The organism is Paenibacillus sp. FSL H8-0261 (assembly GCF_045040645.1).
GTDB lineage: Bacteria > Bacillota > Bacilli > Paenibacillales > Paenibacillaceae > Paenibacillus_AQ.
Genome location: NZ_CP150297.1, coordinates 2367240 through 2385554, shown reverse-complemented (window position 1 = coordinate 2385554; position 18315 = coordinate 2367240). Strand labels below are relative to the sequence as shown.

Sequence of the window (18315 nt, the reverse complement as noted above, 5' to 3'; positions counted from 1 at the left end):
ATTCTACCACACTATATTAGATCAGGATTTGACGGATCCGACCATCATTCCTTTAACAAAATGGCGTTGAAGAAACGGATAAATCATGATAATCGGAATAGTAGCGACAATGATAACAGCCATTTTAATGCCCTCAGGTGAGGTGTGGGCCAAAGAACTATAAACTGAGGAAGCCGGATCAATGCTGATATCGTCCGTCTCGAAGAGCTTCTTCAACATCACCTGCAGAGGCCATAAAGAAGGCTTGTTGATATAATACAGAGCGCTCATGTACGTATTCCAGTGCCCTACGGCGTAGAAAATCCCCAATGAGGCCATTACCGGTTTGGATAATGGCAGTACCATATTGACAATGATCCGCAGCTCACCACACCCATCGATTCTGGAGGAATCTATCAGCTCCTGAGGTAGCTGCATGAAGAAACTTCTCATCACGAAAAAGTTAAAAGCGCTGATGGCGCCCGGAATCATAAGTGCCCAAAGGGAGTTCATAAGACCCAAATTTTTGATCAGGATAAAGTTTGGAATAAGAGGGGCACTGAATACCATAGTGAACAATACCATCATGACAATATATTTGCGTCCTACGAATTCCGGCCGTGACACCGGATAAGCGAGAGACGCTGTCGCAATCAGATTGATAGCGGTGCCCAGCACCGTAATATAGACGGAGACACCGAACGCCCGCCAAATGGAATGATCGCTGAAAACGTACTGATAATTGATCGCCGTAAAGTCCTTTGGCAGCAAGCCTACCCTGCCATTAATAATTGCTTCAGAGCTGCTAAAGGACTGGGCAATCACATTCAGAAACGGCAGAAACATAGCCAAAGCGAGAGCGGTTAGAAACAATAGATTGAACACATTAAATAGATTCTGGCCGCGAGTATAGCGTACTCTCATCATCCCTACCTCCATAAAGAGCGATTAATACAGCGATTCACCGGTTGTTTTTTTGCTCAAAATGTTGCCGATGAGCACCAGAATGAGTCCAACTACCGACTTGAATAGCCCCACTGCTGTTGTATAACTGTATTGCTGAGACAGCAGCCCCGCCTTATAGATATAAGTGTCCAGAATCTCCCCGTTCCCAGTATTAAGCGCGTTCAGGAATACCCATACCCGCTCGAAGCCAAGATCAAGAAATCTCCCGATATGGAGAAGGAACAAAATCATAATTGTCGGTATCAGAGACGGCAGCGTAATGGCTAAGGTTTGTTTCCAGCGTCCGGCTCCGTCTACTTCAGCAGCCTCATAAAGATCTGGGTTTATTCCTGCCAACGCGGCCAGATAAATAATCGTACCGTACCCGGAATCTCGCCAAATACCGGAACTGATCAAAATCGTGCGGATGTATGAATTTTCACCAAGAAAATAAATCGGTTCAAAGCCGAAGGTTTGTAAAACTTGATTCACAATCCCCGTTCCAGGGGAGAGGATGCCCAAGGCGATGCCGCTCACAATTACCCAGGATAAGAAATGGGGCATATAAACCACTGTTTGCAAAAAACGTTTATAAAACACAAGCCGTAGTTCATTTAACAGGAGCGCAAGCAATATCGGAGCCGGAAAGGCAAATAAGAGATCATACAAGCCTAGCAGGATCGTATTGCTTAAGATTCTTCCAAAATCTTGGTATTGAAACATGGTCTTAAAGTGCTCAAGCCCCACCCATTCACTGCCTGTAAAGCCTTTAAAAATGTTGTAGTTCTGAAACGCAATCACTGACCCGGCCAACGGCAAGTACTTGAAAATGATAAAGTACAAAATCCCGGGGATCGCGATCACATAAAGCGCTCTGAATTTCCACATGTTTGATAGCAGGGACCTTCTAGTGTCGGCTTTGTAGTTAATAAGGTCAATCCCGGTTAACTTAGCCTTCATAACCGTTTCCTATAGGTCCTTTTTTCAGCAGGTTCGCTGGAGCATTCTCATCTAAGGGAATTTCTTGAAATTCGACGGTAATAAACTGTTCCTCCCGTTCAATAATTCGGGATAACTCCCGCGTGAATACAGTAACGATCTCCTCCTTCTGCTCACTCGTTCGGCCTTCGTACATCCTAATCTCAATATGTGGCATCAGCTTTCCTCCATTTCCTCGAATAGTGATTGAATCTAACCTCATTCTACCTGCAATAAAGCGCTTGCAATATGGATTTTCTATGAGTAAGCTTGTGTTTTCTTTAGGGTATATCCAGTAATAGTCGAGCTGGAATTCAAGCGAGCCCCTAAAAAAAGCAGCATCTCTACCGTAATCTATGGTAGAAATGCCGCTTTATCATTTTAGATTTTTAATTACTATTTTAATACCCCATATAACTTTCCAAACCCGCTGGATCTATAATGAGCATTTGCTTGTTTCCAATTAGTTCAATAAGGCCTGAATCTTCAAACCTTGAGAATTTTCTGCTGATGGTTTCGCGGGTGACCCCAACATAACTGGCCAGTTCTTCACGAGACAACGGAAGGTCAATATGAATATGAGCACCACGTTGTTTGCCATATTTGTCACCGAGTTCCATGATCATATAAGCAATTCGTATTTCTGGATCTTTGGTCGCCAAGCTCTGCGCCAAATTTTCTGTATGGGCTAGTCTTTTGGTCACACTCTTCAGTAGCCTGAGCGAAATATCCGGATTTTCCGTCATCAGCTGCTCCATATCTGTTCGAGTCAGCATGCAAATGTTAGTATCTTTTAGAGCATAAGCACTGAAGTTGCTCAGCTCATCGCTGTTAAAAATGCTCAGTTCCCCGAAAAAATCCCCGTTCGTCAAGATGTGCAAAATTTGTTCCTTGCCCTCGGGAGTAATTTTGGATAATTTAACATGGCCTCGCTGAATAATGTACAGCGTATCCGACGGTGCTCCTTCCAGAATTAACGCTTGACCTTTGGTGAACTTTCGATGTTTGATCATGGCACTGATCCGGGAGAGATCGTCATCGCTTAACGCAGCAAAAATCGGCACCTTGCGGGTACAAGGTTCAGCAGCGTATTGGCAAGAATACTCCTTCATAACTGTCCCCCCTGTTGTTCATTTTTTTTATAAACCTTACTTCCCTTTAAGATGCAGAAGTTTTTTTCTCTTCAACCGGCGCAAAATGGCTTGTATCTTCACCACATACAGGACAAACCCAATCTTCAGGCAAGTCTTCAAATGCAGTGCCTGCAACAACATCCTCATCAGGATCGCCTACTGCCGGATCATAGATATAGCCACATGGTAGACAGATATATTTTTTCATCATTGTCATCTCCTATAAAGTTAGTAGTTTAGTTCAATCTGGATTGTACTTCAGCCATAATTTCCACGATGCTACTCCCGTTAACATCAATCCCCGTAAGGGGGATGCCTTGCTCCACAGCGGTTTTATACGCCAGAGAAGCAGCTGCACCTTGCCAGGATATCGCACCGATTATTGTGTTATCTTTCACAAAGATACGCGTATACGCCCCATTTTCTTCTCCGTTCACCACCGTATAGCAATACCGCTCATCAACGTTGCCTATCGAAAATAAAGAGACTCCAAAAGCGTTAAACAATGTAACCGGAACAGCTCTACGATACGCAGTCAGATTGGCGACCATATTACTACCGGCAATCCGGCCCTGCTCCATCGCTCCGCCCCACAGTCCTTCCACATGCCCGTTAATTTCAGCAACATCTCCGGCAGCGTACACATGCGGATCATTTGTTTGCATTTGTTCATTTACGATAATGCCCTGCCGGACTTGAATACTCGAGCCATTTAGCAGTTCCGTATTTGGTACAATACCAATGGAGTAGACTACATGGTCACAGGAAAAATGAGATTGGTCATCCAGCGTAATTCCGGTAACAAACTCTGATCCTGTAATAGACGCCACATCTGCTTGAAGAATAACCTTCACACCTGCTTGTTCAAGGTTCTCTTTAAGGAGCTGTGAGGATTTCTCATCAAGCTGTCTGCCCATCAACCGGTGAGAAGCTTCGATCACTGTCACCTGATACCCGGCTTCATACAGCGCCCAAGCGGTTTCGATTCCCTGCACTCCCCCACCGATTACAGCTACATGACTGCCAGCCTGCAGGTTATCTTTCAATCGATCCGCGTCGTTCATATCCCGGAGGGTATGCACATTGTTCAGGCCGAAGCCCTCAAGGGAGAGTGTACGATTCTTCGCTCCCATGCACAATAGGAGCTTATGATAAGATACACGCTGCCCATCTTCTGTCACAACAATTTGCCGGTCCGGGTGGACAGAACTGATTCGGGTCGAGGTTTTTACGGATATACGATTATCGCGGTACCATTTTTCCTTTTTAATCAGCACCTTCTCACTGTGCAGGTCGGTAAACAGCCCTTTGGTCAGCTTAATCCGGTTATAGGGCAGTTGACTTTCCTCCCCGAGGATCGAAATTTCCGATTCTGCGTCTTGATCACGGATGGCTTTGGCGGCATGGACGGCGGCTACTCCGCCGCCAACTATAACGTAATGTTTTGTCATCCTATGTTCCTCCTCCCTAAAATGAACTCAGCAGCAAATCCGAAACAAATTCAGCCGCGTTTTTAATTTTTTGAACTTTCTCAGGCTCTTTCGGGGAAAATCTGATTCGTACAGGGAACTCTACATGTGTCATCCCCGTGGATTTAATAACCTCAGATGTGCTTTGCACCGTCATATTTGTTCCATTCAGATAATCCTGAATGACTTCAATGGCTTCACCACTCCAGCCGTAGGAGCCAAAGGCTGCAGCAAGTTTACCTTCCAGATTCATATTGTGCAATTCTTTCAGAATGTTCTCCAGGTTCCCAATCATGTCCGCGTATTTAGTGGAGCTGCCAATAAAGACCGCGTCAGCTGACGTTATACTGTTCAGAATATCGGTGGCACTACTTTTATCTGCATCCCAGACCTCTGTCTCTATATTATTTTCCTGCAAGCAATCCTGTAAGATTTTGGCCATCTTCTTAGTACTGTTCTTGATGGTGGTATATACGATCGTTGCCTTTTTTCCTTGCGTCGTTTCACGGCTCAACGTGGCGTACATCCCGATATATTTACGTATGTCCTTCCGAATCACAAACCCATGGGAAGGAGCGATCATCCGGATCTCAAGATCCTTAACAGCCTCTAACAGTGTTCTTACATATCTTCTGTGAGGATGAATAATTGCTGCGTAATAGCCCTGGAAATCTTCCGTAATATCAAACCCGGCTTCATCGCTGAATAGATTCTCCACCGCAACATGCGTGCTGAAAATATCACAAGGAAATAAGATTTGATCTTCGATACAATAGGTGATCATCGTTTCTGCGGTATGGAGATACGGTGTTTCTTTAAACAGCAGCGTTTTCCCACCAATATCCAGCTTGTCTCCATCTTTCACCACCAGGAAGTTCCGGCTATGAAGCTTGTACATTTCCTGCAATTCTGGAACAGCAATCTCGGTGCATACGATCGTGGCGTTTGCAGCCTTGGCAGCGAGAGCTGCCAGTCCACCAGAGTGATCAGGCTCTGTATGGTTAATGACAATGTAATGAATATCTAGAAGATCAATCATTTCACCCAGGCACTCGGCATATTCACGTCCGAATTCCATATCTACGGTATCAATGACAGTCGGCTTACCTGTTTTTAATAAGTAGGAATTATAGGTAGTTCCTTTTTCTAGAATCAGGCGATGAAAAGGAACATGACGGTTATCAATTTTGCCTATCCAGTAAATATCCTCGGCGATTTTCTTGAATTGTGTACTCATTTCTATAACCTCCAATGTTTGATTGATAATGTTTATCAACAACCATATTTTATTATGGCTGCCAAACAAAAAAGAGGATTTGAATCAAATTATGAAAGTTTGAAAAAAATGAATACCTTTAATTTAGACGATCTAAATAAAGTGATTATGCGTTGGGTCACATTTTAAATAAAAAGCCACACAAATGTTTGCACTTCGCCTTAAAGAAAGAATAACCCATAACAACTTTATGCCATATCCTAATGAAAATAATAAAAAGGTGGATATCCATGACTGAAATACAAATAGCTGCTGTGGGAGATCTAATGGTCAAACGTTATATTATTTCGGATGCTAAACAGCCTGATGGAACCTATTCGTTCAGCCCCCTGTTTGCAAAAGTAGCTCCTTATCTGAAACAGGCTGATTTGACGATTGGCAATCTCGAAACCACCTTTGCTGGAAGTGGCCCCGAATGCCGGAAAAGCCCACGATCAGGCGGTCCGATATTCAAATGTCCAGACGAACTGGCCCCTGCACTTAAGGAAGCCGGATTCGACGTATTAGTAACGGCCAACAATCATTGCATGGATTATGGTGCCCCGGGTCTGGTTCGGACGTTACGAGTTCTGGACCGTAATGGAATCGACCACACGGGAACAGCTAAATCATTAGAAGAATCCAAGAGAACGCTTATTAAAAACGTCAAAGGAATTACGATTGGCATCCTCTCCTACACAGCAGGAACTAACCGAATTCCTGTACCAGTGAGTAAGCCATGGCTGGTTAATCGGATATCTACGCCCAAGATCATTCGGGAGATTCGAGATTTAAAAAAGAAAGTCGATCTAGTCTTGCTTTATCTGCATTTCGGAAGCGAATATCGTTACACTCCAAACAAGAGGCAAAAAGAGCTGGTCAATCTCTTCTTTAAAAATGGCGCCGACATCATACTGGGGTCTCACCCACATGTTCTTCAACCGTTAGCGCTTCGGGGAAAAAAACAATTCGTTATTTACTCATTGGGGAATTTTGTTTCTACTAAATTAATGAATATTCCTTATACACAAAGCGGTATCATACTTACGCTTAAAATAAAGAAGGATGAAAAAGGAAACACGAGTATAACTAACGTAGGTTACATCCCGACTTGTGTAGATCGAAGAATAAAAAGCGGCAGGAAAATTACAGAGATCATCCCCATCCGCGACGCATTAAAGAGAAGCGCCACCGACATAAAAACAGAGCGGCGAAATCTCATGAATCGAATGTTGAAACATACGACAACAATCTTAAAGAAGGAATAGAAACGTTATTAAAATAGAGAATACAGCAAAAAGCGCTGTTCTGTAGAACAGCGCTTTTTGCTCAATATGAAATCGACCTTATTATTCTAGTTCGGCCGGTTTTACAATGGTTGTACCTTTGTTATTCTTGGAATATTTAGCTTCGATTTTCGTGTTGTATGTATCTTTTTCTCCGTCACTTGTCAGTACATAACTCAGATCGACTGTCAGCTTTTCCGTTTGCCAGGTCTTAGTATTGACGAATAATTTCCAAGTTACGCTTTTAGGTTGAACAGTCTCTCCATCCCAGAGGTTCTCCTGGTCATAGAGTTTGATTATTCCCTTAGCTGCTGTCGGATCAGTTACCGTGAACTGCAGGACAGTCTGTGCGCCAGCAGTGCTGACTTTCATAGATTTTTTATAATTTTTAACCGAATCAAGCATGGAAACAGGATCGTATTGACCTTTGGAGTAAAAAGAATCCCACTCCATCTTCTCCAGTGCAATCCAATACTGTGCATCGGGATCGATTGGCTCGCCGTCATCGTCGTAACCTTCATCTTCAGATTCATCGATCAGTTCACTTCCGTCTACAAGATAGTAAAACTCCTTGTCATTGGCATATAGACTGTACGATGTTTCTAAAAGACTACTATCAACGGTGCCAGCTGCAGCAAAATTCGGCAGTCGATTAATATCCAGCTTCAGTGTGTTAGTGTTGCTGATACGTACCCCACCGCTCTGAATATCCTGTTTTTTGATCACATCTAAGTGAAAATTCTTTATTGCTTTAGAGGCCGCCGTTACTTTGCTAATCATTTGATCCGCGGTTACTGCTGTTGTGGTAGCTGCAGACACGACTTCAGGATTAGACATCCATCCGATCGTTCCGGACAGCAATAAAGCACCTACTGCCAAACTAGTGCCTATTGTTTTGAAAAAACTTTTCATGTACTTCCCCTTTCAGCCCCTTGCGATAATGTAACGCCGTATAGATCGAAATAATAAAAGAGCTCAAAATAGACTACATATTCTTAGAGCTATCCTTTATGCTTCATAAGACATCCCTATGGCGGCCTGGCGATCATTTCCTTCTGTAGAAAGGCTTTAGACCCATGGCTTTGTGTCATCATCTTTCGATGATTTTACCTTTAACGCGGACATTCAATTAGTTTTAATTAGCTTACGGACGCATGTCCCACCGCTAATTTTATCATGGTTATAATTACCTGTAAACGACTTATCTTCCATTCAAATTCGCTATGATGCTCAGAAGAAATACTTCACTCAAAATGAAAAATGAACGATTACATACGCTTATAAGTCTTATTAATGAGAACAGCAAAGACAGGGGGTGCAGCAAAATGTGTGACCGAGAAATTTTCGAGCTCTATAAAGAACAAGTATATTATTTTTGTTACTACTTAATGAAAAATCAGGCAGATGCAGAGGATATTTGCCAAGAGGTATTTGTAAAGGTTATCTTAGCGGATAAGTCTAAGGTAAGAAACTTGAAATCTTGGATTTTACGAATTGCTTCGAATGAGTGCCACAGTGTGATTAAAAGGCGTAAGACGGGGTGGATGAAAGAAGTACGTAATTATTTACTATCCAGGTCTGAGGAATCAAACCCTGTAGAAAAACGGTTGGATCGACAGGAAACTAAAAAAGAATTACAAGGGTTATACAGTCAGCTTCCCGACAAAATCAGAATGGTAGTAGTCCTTCGTTTTATAAACGAATTGACTGTACCCGAGATCTCTAAAGTTATGAGCATACCCGAAGGAACTGTAAAATCCAGACTGAACAAGGGACTTAAAATACTAAATAGAATGGGTGGAACTCAACTAAAGGAGCTGAGTAGTAATGAATCTGTATATTGAAAAAGATAGACATATTCCCCGACCGGATTATGATTTGATGTGGACTACCATTGAACAAGAAGCATATAAACGTCAAAGAAATCTGAATGCCTCCCAGAATACTCCTAGGCCTAATAAAAAGGTTGTTCCTATCAGCATCGTCTTCTCTTGCCTCTTACTTGTCGCCATTCCTGTATTCGCTAGTATGACGATTAATTGGGATAAAATTGGTGGGCGAAGTGTGAGCAATGCATTAAATAACGGCATCGGTCAACAGTATAATCTTCAAGCTTCCAGTTCAGGAGTAACAATGAATTTGAACGGTGTTGTAACTGACGGAGAAAAAATGAAAATGCTGTTATCACTTGATACTAAATCTGATCTATCCCAATATACTGGATTTGCTACAGAGGAAAACACCATGACTAGTGAATCCGGTGCCAAGGCAAAGGTATACGGTTATTTAGAATACGATCCTGAAAGCCAGAAACTCATTGGAGTATATGAGACACCTGATACATTAAAGGATGATAAAAAGGACTACAAGTTTGAAGCACGGAATCTCATTTTTTACCGTAATCAGAATATTCCCTTACAATCTAATCATCAAGCAGGGGATACAATCGATACTGGAGTTAAGCAATATCCAAGCATTCAAATCGAATCCGTTCGACATGTTTCCAATCAAACCATTATCCGTTACAAAGTCGCTGCATCACCATCTGACTTAGGACGGGGTAATCCACATTTGGTAGTTAGTACTGCAGGTCAAGAGAATGAGGCAATTCCAACCATCATGCCTAACGAAGGATCGGATTTATTTATTGAACAGGTTTTCAATATAACTGAATCAGATTGGAAGGAAGCTAGTCTTCATTTTAGTTACATTGAAGAAGCGAAACGTATTTCAGGTACATGGAAGTTCGATTTTAAAGCAGATGGACAAAAAGCAAGTGAGGCGATTTACACTAAGAAACTGTATAACAGTCCTGAATTTCAAGAAAAGACCGGTATAACCTTAGATCAGCTAGTGGTTACCCCTTTGGATATCCAAATTCTAATAGATGAAAATGATTCGCTTAAAAAAGGAATTGTCCACTATAATACCGCTCAGTTGGTTATAGGTGATAAAACAATCACTGGGGGTTGGAATTTGAAAGGAGATCATTCCGAAAGCTACCAGCATTTATTTCAATTTGAATCTCCGGAATGGTATAACAACTGGTCCGATGTTCCAATGAAACTTATATTAAAGGATGCTGTCATTGAGAAACGTGATACCAGTAAGAATTGGATCACAATAAACAAACCTAAAGAAGAAAAACAGTTCACTTCACTTGATGTCGATGGATTAGACATTGAATTCACGTACTATACTGAAGGCGAAAATTTGATTGTTGAATCATCATCCAAATCTCCTCACTTCAAAAGCGTTAACCAAACTACGTTACGGATTAATGGCAAAGAAGTGGTGCCTGAAATTACACCTAAGGGCATGATATCTACAGGAACTAATATTGATAGCTACAAAGATATTCCTTTCGACGAAAAAATCGAACTGAACCCTGGTATCTATAAATATAGCGCTCCTAGCCGGAACGAGGAAATTAAACTTTAATACAGGAAGTTAATCTATTGTCCCGCCCTTTTTAGTTAATCCTAAGGGCGGGTTATTTTTTGGATAGAATCAATTCTGTTATGTATCTCTTTTATTTCCTTCATAACAAAAAAAGCATAGAACGGACTCAAGTCCGCCTTATGCTTTCCATTATTAGGATAAACAATATTTAACCAGCGCATCACGCACACCATGCTCATTGTTCGAACCCGTAACAGCATTCGCTGCCGCTTTTACCTCTACAGGAGAATTATCCATCGCCACGCCCATCCCCGCATAGGTAAGCATAGAAATATCATTAAAATAATTACCGATTGAGAGGACTTCTTCTTGCGGAATTCCCAACTTCACAGCGAGATTTCTTAATGCGTTTCCCTTAGAAGATTCGGGATGCATCAAATCAACGAAAAATTCACCACTCCGCAAAATATTGTACTCAGGAGCCCAAGTACGCCATTCACGTTCAGCTTCGTCAAGGATTTCTGGCTGTGTAAATACAGTAAACTTAACAACCGGTTCACGGAAATCTTCCCATGCGGGCAGCGTCGCTGGCACAATACGGAAGTGCTCATACATATAATTAGCTTCTTTAGTCAGATTCTCTACATTATCAACATACATATCAAAAGCAGTATTCACATCATAATGAATATTGTGCTTACGGCAATAGTCAATATAGGGGTCAAGACCACGTGCATCCATACCATATTGGTGCAGCACTTCTCGATCTTCCACTCGTACCGTCGCTGCTCCATTGTGACCAAGCACGTAACCAGTCAGCCCCATTTCCTCCATGAAAGGAATCGAGTTCTGTGGACTGCGTCCCGTACACAATACGATTTGACCGCCAAGACGTGTAACCTCAGCAATAGCTTCCTTATTCTCAGAGCTTAAGTGGTGATCATCATTTAATAGCGTACCGTCCACATCTAGTGCAATCAGTTTGTATCTCATACTCCACCATCCTTGTCTTTCTTTTTCTATATATAATTGAACTTGAGGCTTTTTGTGTTAAGTGTCAGTCGCAACTATGGTGAATGTTTGGACTTCCAGCCGCTGTTGTTTCCAGATTTCTTAATTTATACCGTTTAAAAGCGGATGAAATCCGGAAACAAAGGCGGTCGCTATCGCTCTTACAGTTCCAAAATTCCCCTCCGTCTCTCCCTTCTCTTATCCCAAGTTTCCAAATTCAATATATATATATCAATTTATATATCATTTTCTCTACTATCCTTCTGACCCATCTGCGCCTAAGAGTGCCAGTTCCTCTAACGTCAGTTCCCGACAAGCTCCAAGCGGCAGACTTTCATCCAGCTTCAATTCTCCCATAGATACACGTTTCAGAAAAGTGACTTTTTTGCCTACCGCCTGAAACATACGCTTCACCTGATGAAATTTCCCCTCAGTGATGATAAGTGAAATATGGGAAATCACTTTGCTGCCGCGCTCTCTTCCAAGAATGGTTAAGTGTGCAGGTAAAGTAACGTAGCCATCTTCCAGCTCCACCCCTGCTGCAAAAGCCGCGACATCATCCGCGTCTACATCGCCCTCGATGGTTGCCTCGTACGTTTTCGGGACATGCTTACGTGGCGACAGCAATTCATGGGCAAGCTTTCCATCATTAGTGATCAGCAGCAGTCCCACAGTATCCTTATCTAGCCTTCCTACAGGAAACGGTTCAAACTGTGCATATTCGTGCTTTAAAAGATCCAAAACCGTCCGATCCCACTTGTCCTCCGTAGCTGACAGGACACCCGGGGGTTTGTTCATCATAAGATATATGAATTCACGGTAGGTAACACCCTCTCCCCCTACCTCTATTTTATCGGCATAAGGATCCACATGGAACCCACTATCTTTTACCACGGTCCCGTTCACCAATATTAAGCCTTGTTTAGCTTGTTTACGGATATCACTGCGCGACCCCACTCCAATATGGGACAACACTTTATCTAATCGTTGTTTTTTGGCGGGCTTACCTGATTGGCTCATTGCTACATCCACCTCCAGCCTGCGGGATATTCGTTCTTGAGTATGCCATCCTGCCACTTACCCCAGCCTGCGCTGTAGCCATCAATGCAGACCAGAACGTATCCCTTTTGGGCACTTCCTATTCTAATAGAGAGACGTTCTTGAGAAATCGACAACGTCTCTCCTTTAAGATAGGAAATAGCTTCATTATTCGTACTGGAGAGTGAGACACTCCGGCAGCTTTCTTCCGGATGCAAAGCTGTAGCCATTGGATGCCCTGGAATAAATCTTCCGTTACGGATTTGTCCTACATACCATCCCGGGCGGATCGTCTTTAATCCATTTAGTCTTTCCTTAGGAAGTGGAGAAATGTACAGATGGTCACCGAACAGAACCGGATATCCTTGCGGTTCCCAACCAAGCTGATCTCGCACAAAATTTCCATACGCAGTCAAAGCTTGCTCGTCACCTGAAACTTGCCGACCACGGTCAGCGCCACCAGTAGGTTTGTGAGAGGGTTTCCCTTCTTTGCCCCGTCTTCCTTCTGATTTATTGGATGATTTAACGTGTGCTGCACTTTTTGGAGTAGTAGTTCTTGCTCTTGCAGATTCGTTTAACTTGACCTCTAAGTGATCACGTTCCTCCATTGAGCGCTTAGTTCCCCCATGTTGCAATACAGCCATGAAATGTCCTTCGCCTTTCACCTTATGCGGCCACAGTCTTGCTGTACCTGAGAGTTCTCCGAAGCCAGGAGCGAATGAGCCTGTACCTCCTACCGCTACCACTGAGAACTGTGGATGTTCAGAAATAAACTCCGCTATAATTTCCTCATTTTCTTCTGTAGCAAAGGTACAGGTGGAATAGACAAGTGTACCTCCCGGTGCCAATGCTGTTGCAGCAGAACGTAAAATATCCCGCTGCATGGAAGCATATTTGGCAGGTGTACCTGAATCCCACTGCTTCACCATGTCTTCATCTTTACGGAACATCCCTTCACCAGAGCAGGGAGCATCAATCAAGATCTTGTCAAAAAAAAGCGGGAATGCAGCCGCGATATGATCTGGACTTTCGTTCAAAACAATACCATTACGAACCCCATACAGCTCCAGATTTTTAGCTAGAGCTTTAGTCCGTTCTGGATGAAGATCATTACTAACCAGCAATCCTTCACCTAACAGCTTGGCTGAAATCTGCGTAGATTTCCCCCCAGGGGCGGCACATAAATCAAGTACACGATCACCTGGTTCAATATTAAGCAATTCCACAGGTGCCATCGCACTCGGCTCTTGAATGTAATACAAACCTGCGTGGTAGTGAGGATGTTTACCAGGTCTAGCCCCATTCTCTGTATAAAATCCTGTCGGACACCAAGGAATGGGTTCCAGTCCTAAAGTAGAAAGAGCCTTTAAGCTCTCCACGGAAATCTTCAAGGTGTTAACACGGACGCCTCCGTATGGGGTTTCCTTATAAGAATCCGCAAATTGATTATAATCTGTTCCCAGCATGTCCATCATACGCTCGCTGAAAGAACTGGGCAATTGTGCCGCCATGATGCCGTCCTCCTGATAGTATTGCAAAAATTTAGGTGTTTAAAGATTCAAGGAACACCCCTACGGGTGTCCCTTATACAATACTCATATATAGAGGATCTTTTACTTACGATGAAAGGATGTCGGTCTCTGAGGACCACGTCGTTGAGGGTTATTCGGTGTGATAGCTACAGCTGCATTCTCCACTTGGTCCGCTAGACTCGGATCAACAATCTCTATGGTCAGATCGTAATAAGAAAATGGCCGCTCATCATATGATGCTAAGCGCCGAACATAATCTTTCACTTCCTCCACGAGTTTCGCCAGATTAATGCCGAGTGTCGCTGCTGGATATTCCTCCAGTTTGGCAGAAGCACCACTCAGCATAATAGCTGCACCGCGCACATTCTGATTGCGAAAATGGTATAACCCTACCGCTACTTGGAGAAGTGCTTTGTACAAAGGATTTCGTTCCTGGGCAAGCCACAGTTCTTCGAGTACCTCGTGACATTCGAAATAATCCCTGTCACGATTAAAGTACACTAGGTATTCCAAGTACAATGGTTCATAAGCCATCCGGCAAACTATCCTTTTTAGCTGCGGAAAGAAGTCCCCGCACATGATCTAGAAGTTCCTTCATCGCTTCCATATCCTGAACCTGCCATATTTCGTTAAAGCGAGCCTGCGTATCTATAGCCTCATTCACCAAGTGATAGAAATACAATTGATGAATGGCCTTGAGAATCTGAGTGGTCATATTCGAGTTTTCCTCGAATGTCTTCTGTGCTTCCAGAATCTCTTCCCGAATACTGGACATTTCACTGTCGAGGATCGATGCTGCTTCAGCTGCCGTCTTTAGTCGAACACGCATTTCATCGGGTAGACTCTCCCGATATTTATAGTTCAGGGAATGCTCTATGGTAGCCCAGAAATTCATAGCTAGCGTACGAATTTGGATCTCCGCGAGCACAATTTTCTGGCCAAGCGCTGTTTGCACAGGATATTTAATAATCATATGGAAGCTGCGGTAGCCGCTCTCTTTATAATTAGTGATGTAATCCTTCTCATAGAGTACTTCAAGATCCTTACGGGCCCGGATATATTCGGCCACTCTGCGGATATCCTCCACGAATTGGCACATGATCCGAATTCCTGCAATGTCTTCAATCCCCGTCTCCAGATCTTCCATCTTCACATTCAGCCGTTTAGCCTTTTCCAGAATGCTTGACAGCCGCTTTACACGCCCCGTTACGAATTCTATCGGCGTGTATTCCTCTCTTTTCTTCAACTCCGAACGCATTGTTTTGAATTTAACTTTCAATTCTTCCACAGTCTGTTCATATGGAAGCAAAAAAGTTCCCCAGTCCCTGCCGTCCATCGCCTTCGTCCTCCTGTCCTTTCGTCTCCTTCAGTGATGATCAGCGCCCACTGCTTCAGAGATATGACTGAATCCATCCCGCCGTAATAGCTGCCGTAATCCGGCATGCAATTTGCGGTTAACCTCCGGTCCTTCGTAGATGAGAGCTGTATAAATTTCGACCAGACTTGCACCTGCTCTTATCTTGTCATACGCATCCTGACTGGTGAAAATGCCGCCTGATCCTATGATCGGCATCTTTCCTTCCGTCTGGCGATAAATACTGCGAATGATCTCCGTTGAGCGGTCCCGCAGCGGTTTGCCGCTTAAGCCCCCCGTCTCATTAGCCTTTTCATGACTAAGTCCATCACGGTTCAATGTAGTATTCGTAGCAATAATACCATCCATACCAGCTTCTGTCAGTGTCTGAACCATAAACTCCAGCTCTTCATCACTTACGTCTGGTGCTATCTTAACCAACAAGCTTTTGGTAATCCCGGTCGCTTTACGCTGAATCTCCATTTCTTCCTTCACTTGAGCCAGCAGGAACGATAATTCACTGCCATGCTGGAGATTGCGAAGACCAGGTGTATTCGGCGAGCTAATATTGACCACAAAAAAATCACCGTACGGATAAAGCGTACGGATGCACTGACGATAGTCTTCATGAGCCGCTTCATTACTAGTTATCTTATTCCGGCCAATATTAACTGCTATAGGAATTCTCCGATTCTTTATTTTCTTCAGACGCTGTGCCATAGCATCAGCCCCTTCATTATTGAAGCCCATTCGATTAATCAGCGCTTCATCCGAAGGAAGACGGAACAAACGAGGGCTATCATTACCTGGTTGACCCTTAGGGGTAACCGTGCCCACTTCCATAAATCCAAACCCGATCGAAGAGAATCCGACTACCGCATCGGCATTTTTATCTAAACCTGCAGCAAGTCCAACTGGCGTCGGGAAATGCGTGCCAAACAGATCAACCGCTAAATCCGCCGTTTCAGGAACTCCGTACATTAAACGTAGCGCCGCGCTTCCACCTGGCACTGATGACGATTTATCCAATCCACCTATGACGAGATGGTGAGCCTTCTCGGGATCAATCTTGAAAAAAATTGGTTTACCAAAATTACGATACAACACCGTTCTCGCTCCTTAAGGGGTACTTCACTAATCCACGTGTCTACCCGTTTCTGTAGGTTTCTTCTTAATTTTAGCCTTTTCTTGAACAAAAGAAAAGTATTTTACAGTGCGAGTATATTGAGTACATAACGCAGAGTATAGTAATTTTGTTGTAAACGCATTACAATATAGGTGTAATCAGCGATTAAGAGAGAAAGAAGGTATGCCCAGTATGTCTACTAAACGTAAACCACCAACTTTGCAGCAAAAGAAAGAAGAAGTTAACCGTAAAGCGCTAATGTGGATTGGCGTCAGTTTAACTTTACTAATTCTTCTAATCATCGTTCTGTTTATCGTTGCAGGAAACTAATTCAGCCAGTGGTATACTTTGTGGGGGTTGGTCTGATCATGCTTAGCAGTAGAGCTGAAGCGTTTAGCCGGCACAAGCTGCTTTTCAGGCAGAACCCCTTTACTAATCACTACTGTTGTACCTTTAGGAATCAGCGCGAAGAGCTCCTCCACATCTTCTCGGCCCATTCGAATACATCCAAGTGATTCATCCTTACCAACACTGTCAGGCTCATTCGTACCATGAATAGCATAATTACTGTCCGAAAGCTGAAGCCCTCTGCTGCCGAAATCCCCATCATCTCGACCATTTGGATTGACGACTTTATCTGTAATCACGAAATTCCCCTCTGGTGTCTTATCTCCGCCAAGTCCTACCGCATAATTTCGTAGAATAATAGAACCGCTGACTACCGCCAACCGGTGATTTTGTTTATCCACAACGACCCTCAGCGGCTGATCAAAAAAAGGAACGTCACTCGCAACACTTCCACTCACACTTAATGCTGTCGGTATAGTCCTCACACCATCGTTTGATGAGCTTGAAGGCTCCGCTATGTCTTCTGTTCCCGATGCCATCTTGTTCTTAGCCACCGCTTTAAGAGGGCTGAATTCCCGCTTCATGACGGTTGTCGTCCCACCTATCCAGTTCTCAGGAAAAGATCCCGTCAAATCCGCTAATGTATCTGGAAGCTTCCCTTTAGCATCTTGATAAGCCCGAATTGCACTCCATAGTGTGGCAAGCTCCTCTTGGTCACCCTGCCATTCTGCTCCATCCTTGGCGAGTTGCCCTTGCTCTGGCGGCTCACATGCACATTCCTTAGGATCGTAAGACTGATATACCAGCCGTCCCTTTCCATTCTTTTGCAATGTGAAATTTAGCGGAAGCTTTTCTTTCCAGAGCAGCCATTTCCCCTCTCGCTCCATCCCTAACGCAGCAGCTTCAAAAGGTTCTTTACGCATTAGCATTTTCGCCATTAGCTTTCCTTGCGAAGCCTCAGTTGCATTTTCTTGCGCTGTATACATCACTTTTTTCGCCTCAATAACCGGCTCTTGGACGGAGTCTTTTGGATCTGGCAGATCTTTGACTTCTGGAGCTGCCGTGTCTTGAAGGACTTCTTGTTCTTCAGTAACACCAATACCCGGAGCCACTGCTGAAGGTACCATTAACAGTATAAGAAGCATTAGCGCCAGTGATATGTATCTCAATCTTTGTTGGCCGCGCTCACGCTGGCGACTCGCTTGCAGCAATCCATCTTCGTATTCGCGCAGCATTTCAGCAGGTACCTTACTATGCTCGAAAGCCTCATACACTTCACCAGCCTGATTGAAGCAATAATTAGCTTTTCCATGTTGACCGTTCTTATAGTATTCCTTCCCCAGCAAGTACCATGCCATTTTGTTATCAGGGTGCATCTGTACATATGCTTTGAGGTGCTGTGAGTTCTTCATCGGAACCTCCGAGAGTTTATAATTCCTACTTTATTAATATCGGTCAG

The 18315-nt window shown here is 43.5% G+C and carries 19 protein-coding genes and 1 riboswitch; of the genes, 4 read left to right on the top strand and 15 right to left on the bottom strand.

Going from position 1 to position 18315, the window contains the following annotated elements; genetic code table 11:
- Positions 1-21 precede the first annotated feature (21 nt).
- From MHI27_RS10255 to MHI27_RS10225, 7 genes are all read right to left on the bottom strand, one after another.
- Positions 22-906 (bottom strand): carbohydrate ABC transporter permease, encoded by an 885-nt coding sequence (locus MHI27_RS10255; protein WP_143759319.1) that lies wholly within the window; start codon positions 904-906, stop codon positions 22-24.
- Positions 907-927: 21 nt separating this feature from the next.
- Positions 928-1884 (bottom strand): ABC transporter permease, encoded by a 957-nt coding sequence (locus MHI27_RS10250; RefSeq protein WP_405176174.1) that lies wholly within the window; start codon positions 1882-1884, stop codon positions 928-930.
- The gene (locus MHI27_RS10245) at positions 1874-2080 is read right to left on the bottom strand and encodes a 4-oxalocrotonate tautomerase family protein (protein WP_405176173.1); all 207 of its coding nucleotides are present in this window, start codon (positions 2078-2080) and stop codon (positions 1874-1876) included. Before MHI27_RS10245 ends, MHI27_RS10250 begins: the two co-directional genes overlap by 11 nt.
- Before the next feature lie 223 nt (positions 2081-2303).
- Positions 2304-3014, bottom strand: a complete 711-nt coding sequence (locus tag MHI27_RS10240; protein ID WP_405176172.1) for a Crp/Fnr family transcriptional regulator — start codon at positions 3012-3014, stop codon at positions 2304-2306.
- A 46-nt stretch (positions 3015-3060) separates the two neighbouring features.
- The gene (gene rd / locus MHI27_RS10235) at positions 3061-3243 is read right to left on the bottom strand and encodes a rubredoxin (protein ID WP_060624357.1); all 183 of its coding nucleotides are present in this window, start codon (positions 3241-3243) and stop codon (positions 3061-3063) included.
- A 28-nt stretch (positions 3244-3271) separates the two neighbouring features.
- Entirely contained in the window at positions 3272-4486 is a 1215-nt protein-coding gene (locus MHI27_RS10230) for an NAD(P)/FAD-dependent oxidoreductase (protein WP_405176171.1), read from the bottom strand.
- Between the two features lie 16 nt (positions 4487-4502).
- Positions 4503-5741, bottom strand: a complete 1239-nt coding sequence (locus tag MHI27_RS10225; RefSeq protein WP_076298532.1) for an FprA family A-type flavoprotein — start codon at positions 5739-5741, stop codon at positions 4503-4505.
- Positions 5742-6010: 269 nt separating this feature from the next.
- On the opposite strand from MHI27_RS10225, the gene MHI27_RS10220 reads away from it, so the two are divergent.
- Complete coding sequence (locus MHI27_RS10220; protein WP_405176170.1) at positions 6011-7027, top strand: CapA family protein; 1017 nt, start codon at positions 6011-6013, stop codon at positions 7025-7027.
- 81 nt (positions 7028-7108) lie between these two features.
- Here the strand turns inward: MHI27_RS10220 and MHI27_RS10215 are convergent, their stop codons facing one another.
- Positions 7109-7957: a DUF6612 family protein gene (locus tag MHI27_RS10215; protein ID WP_405176169.1), complete on the bottom strand. Its 849-nt coding sequence runs from the start codon at positions 7955-7957 to the stop codon at positions 7109-7111.
- Positions 7958-8074: 117 nt separating this feature from the next.
- Positions 8075-8166, bottom strand: a riboswitch (cyclic di-GMP riboswitch).
- Between the two features lie 204 nt (positions 8167-8370).
- On the opposite strand from MHI27_RS10215, the gene MHI27_RS10210 reads away from it, so the two are divergent.
- Together MHI27_RS10210 and MHI27_RS10205 are read left to right on the top strand one after the other, a co-directional pair.
- On the top strand, positions 8371-8889 hold the full coding sequence (locus MHI27_RS10210; protein ID WP_076298534.1) for an RNA polymerase sigma factor: 519 nt from the start codon (positions 8371-8373) through the stop codon (positions 8887-8889).
- The gene (locus MHI27_RS10205) at positions 8873-10486 is read left to right on the top strand and encodes a DUF4179 domain-containing protein (RefSeq protein ID WP_341061994.1); all 1614 of its coding nucleotides are present in this window, start codon (positions 8873-8875) and stop codon (positions 10484-10486) included. Before MHI27_RS10210 ends, MHI27_RS10205 begins: the two co-directional genes overlap by 17 nt.
- A 153-nt stretch (positions 10487-10639) precedes the next feature.
- Here the strand turns inward: MHI27_RS10205 and MHI27_RS10200 are convergent, their stop codons facing one another.
- From MHI27_RS10200 to MHI27_RS10175, 6 genes are all read right to left on the bottom strand, one after another.
- Positions 10640-11440: a Cof-type HAD-IIB family hydrolase gene (locus tag MHI27_RS10200; protein WP_042186870.1), complete on the bottom strand. Its 801-nt coding sequence runs from the start codon at positions 11438-11440 to the stop codon at positions 10640-10642.
- A 273-nt stretch (positions 11441-11713) separates the two neighbouring features.
- Positions 11714-12478 carry a pseudouridine synthase gene (locus MHI27_RS10195; RefSeq protein ID WP_341127679.1) on the bottom strand — a complete coding sequence of 255 codons (765 nt, stop codon included), beginning with the start codon at positions 12476-12478 and terminating at the stop codon, positions 11714-11716.
- Positions 12479-12480: 2 nt separating this feature from the next.
- Positions 12481-14007, bottom strand: a complete 1527-nt coding sequence (locus MHI27_RS10190; RefSeq protein ID WP_341127678.1) for an RsmB/NOP family class I SAM-dependent RNA methyltransferase — start codon at positions 14005-14007, stop codon at positions 12481-12483.
- Positions 14008-14109: 102 nt separating this feature from the next.
- Positions 14110-14562: a DUF309 domain-containing protein gene (locus MHI27_RS10185; protein ID WP_076283163.1), complete on the bottom strand. Its 453-nt coding sequence runs from the start codon at positions 14560-14562 to the stop codon at positions 14110-14112.
- Positions 14552-15364 (bottom strand): GTP pyrophosphokinase family protein, encoded by an 813-nt coding sequence (locus MHI27_RS10180; RefSeq protein WP_042126350.1) that lies wholly within the window; start codon positions 15362-15364, stop codon positions 14552-14554. Before MHI27_RS10180 ends, MHI27_RS10185 begins: the two co-directional genes overlap by 11 nt.
- A gap of 30 nt (positions 15365-15394) precedes the next feature.
- A complete protein-coding gene (locus MHI27_RS10175) occupies positions 15395-16489 on the bottom strand; it encodes a quinone-dependent dihydroorotate dehydrogenase (RefSeq protein ID WP_076298537.1) in 1095 nt (364 codons plus the stop codon).
- Between the two features lie 211 nt (positions 16490-16700).
- Here MHI27_RS10175 and MHI27_RS10170 point away from each other — a divergent pair, with 211 nt between their 5' ends.
- Positions 16701-16838, top strand: a complete 138-nt coding sequence (locus MHI27_RS10170; RefSeq protein ID WP_167348489.1) for a hypothetical protein — start codon at positions 16701-16703, stop codon at positions 16836-16838.
- Here the strand turns inward: MHI27_RS10170 and MHI27_RS10165 are convergent.
- Positions 16835-18268, bottom strand: coding sequence for a L,D-transpeptidase family protein (locus tag MHI27_RS10165; RefSeq protein ID WP_405176168.1), 1434 nt, complete (start codon positions 18266-18268; stop codon positions 16835-16837). The two genes, MHI27_RS10170 and MHI27_RS10165, sit on opposite strands and share 4 nt — an antisense overlap.
- Positions 18269-18315: the final 47 nt, after the last annotated feature.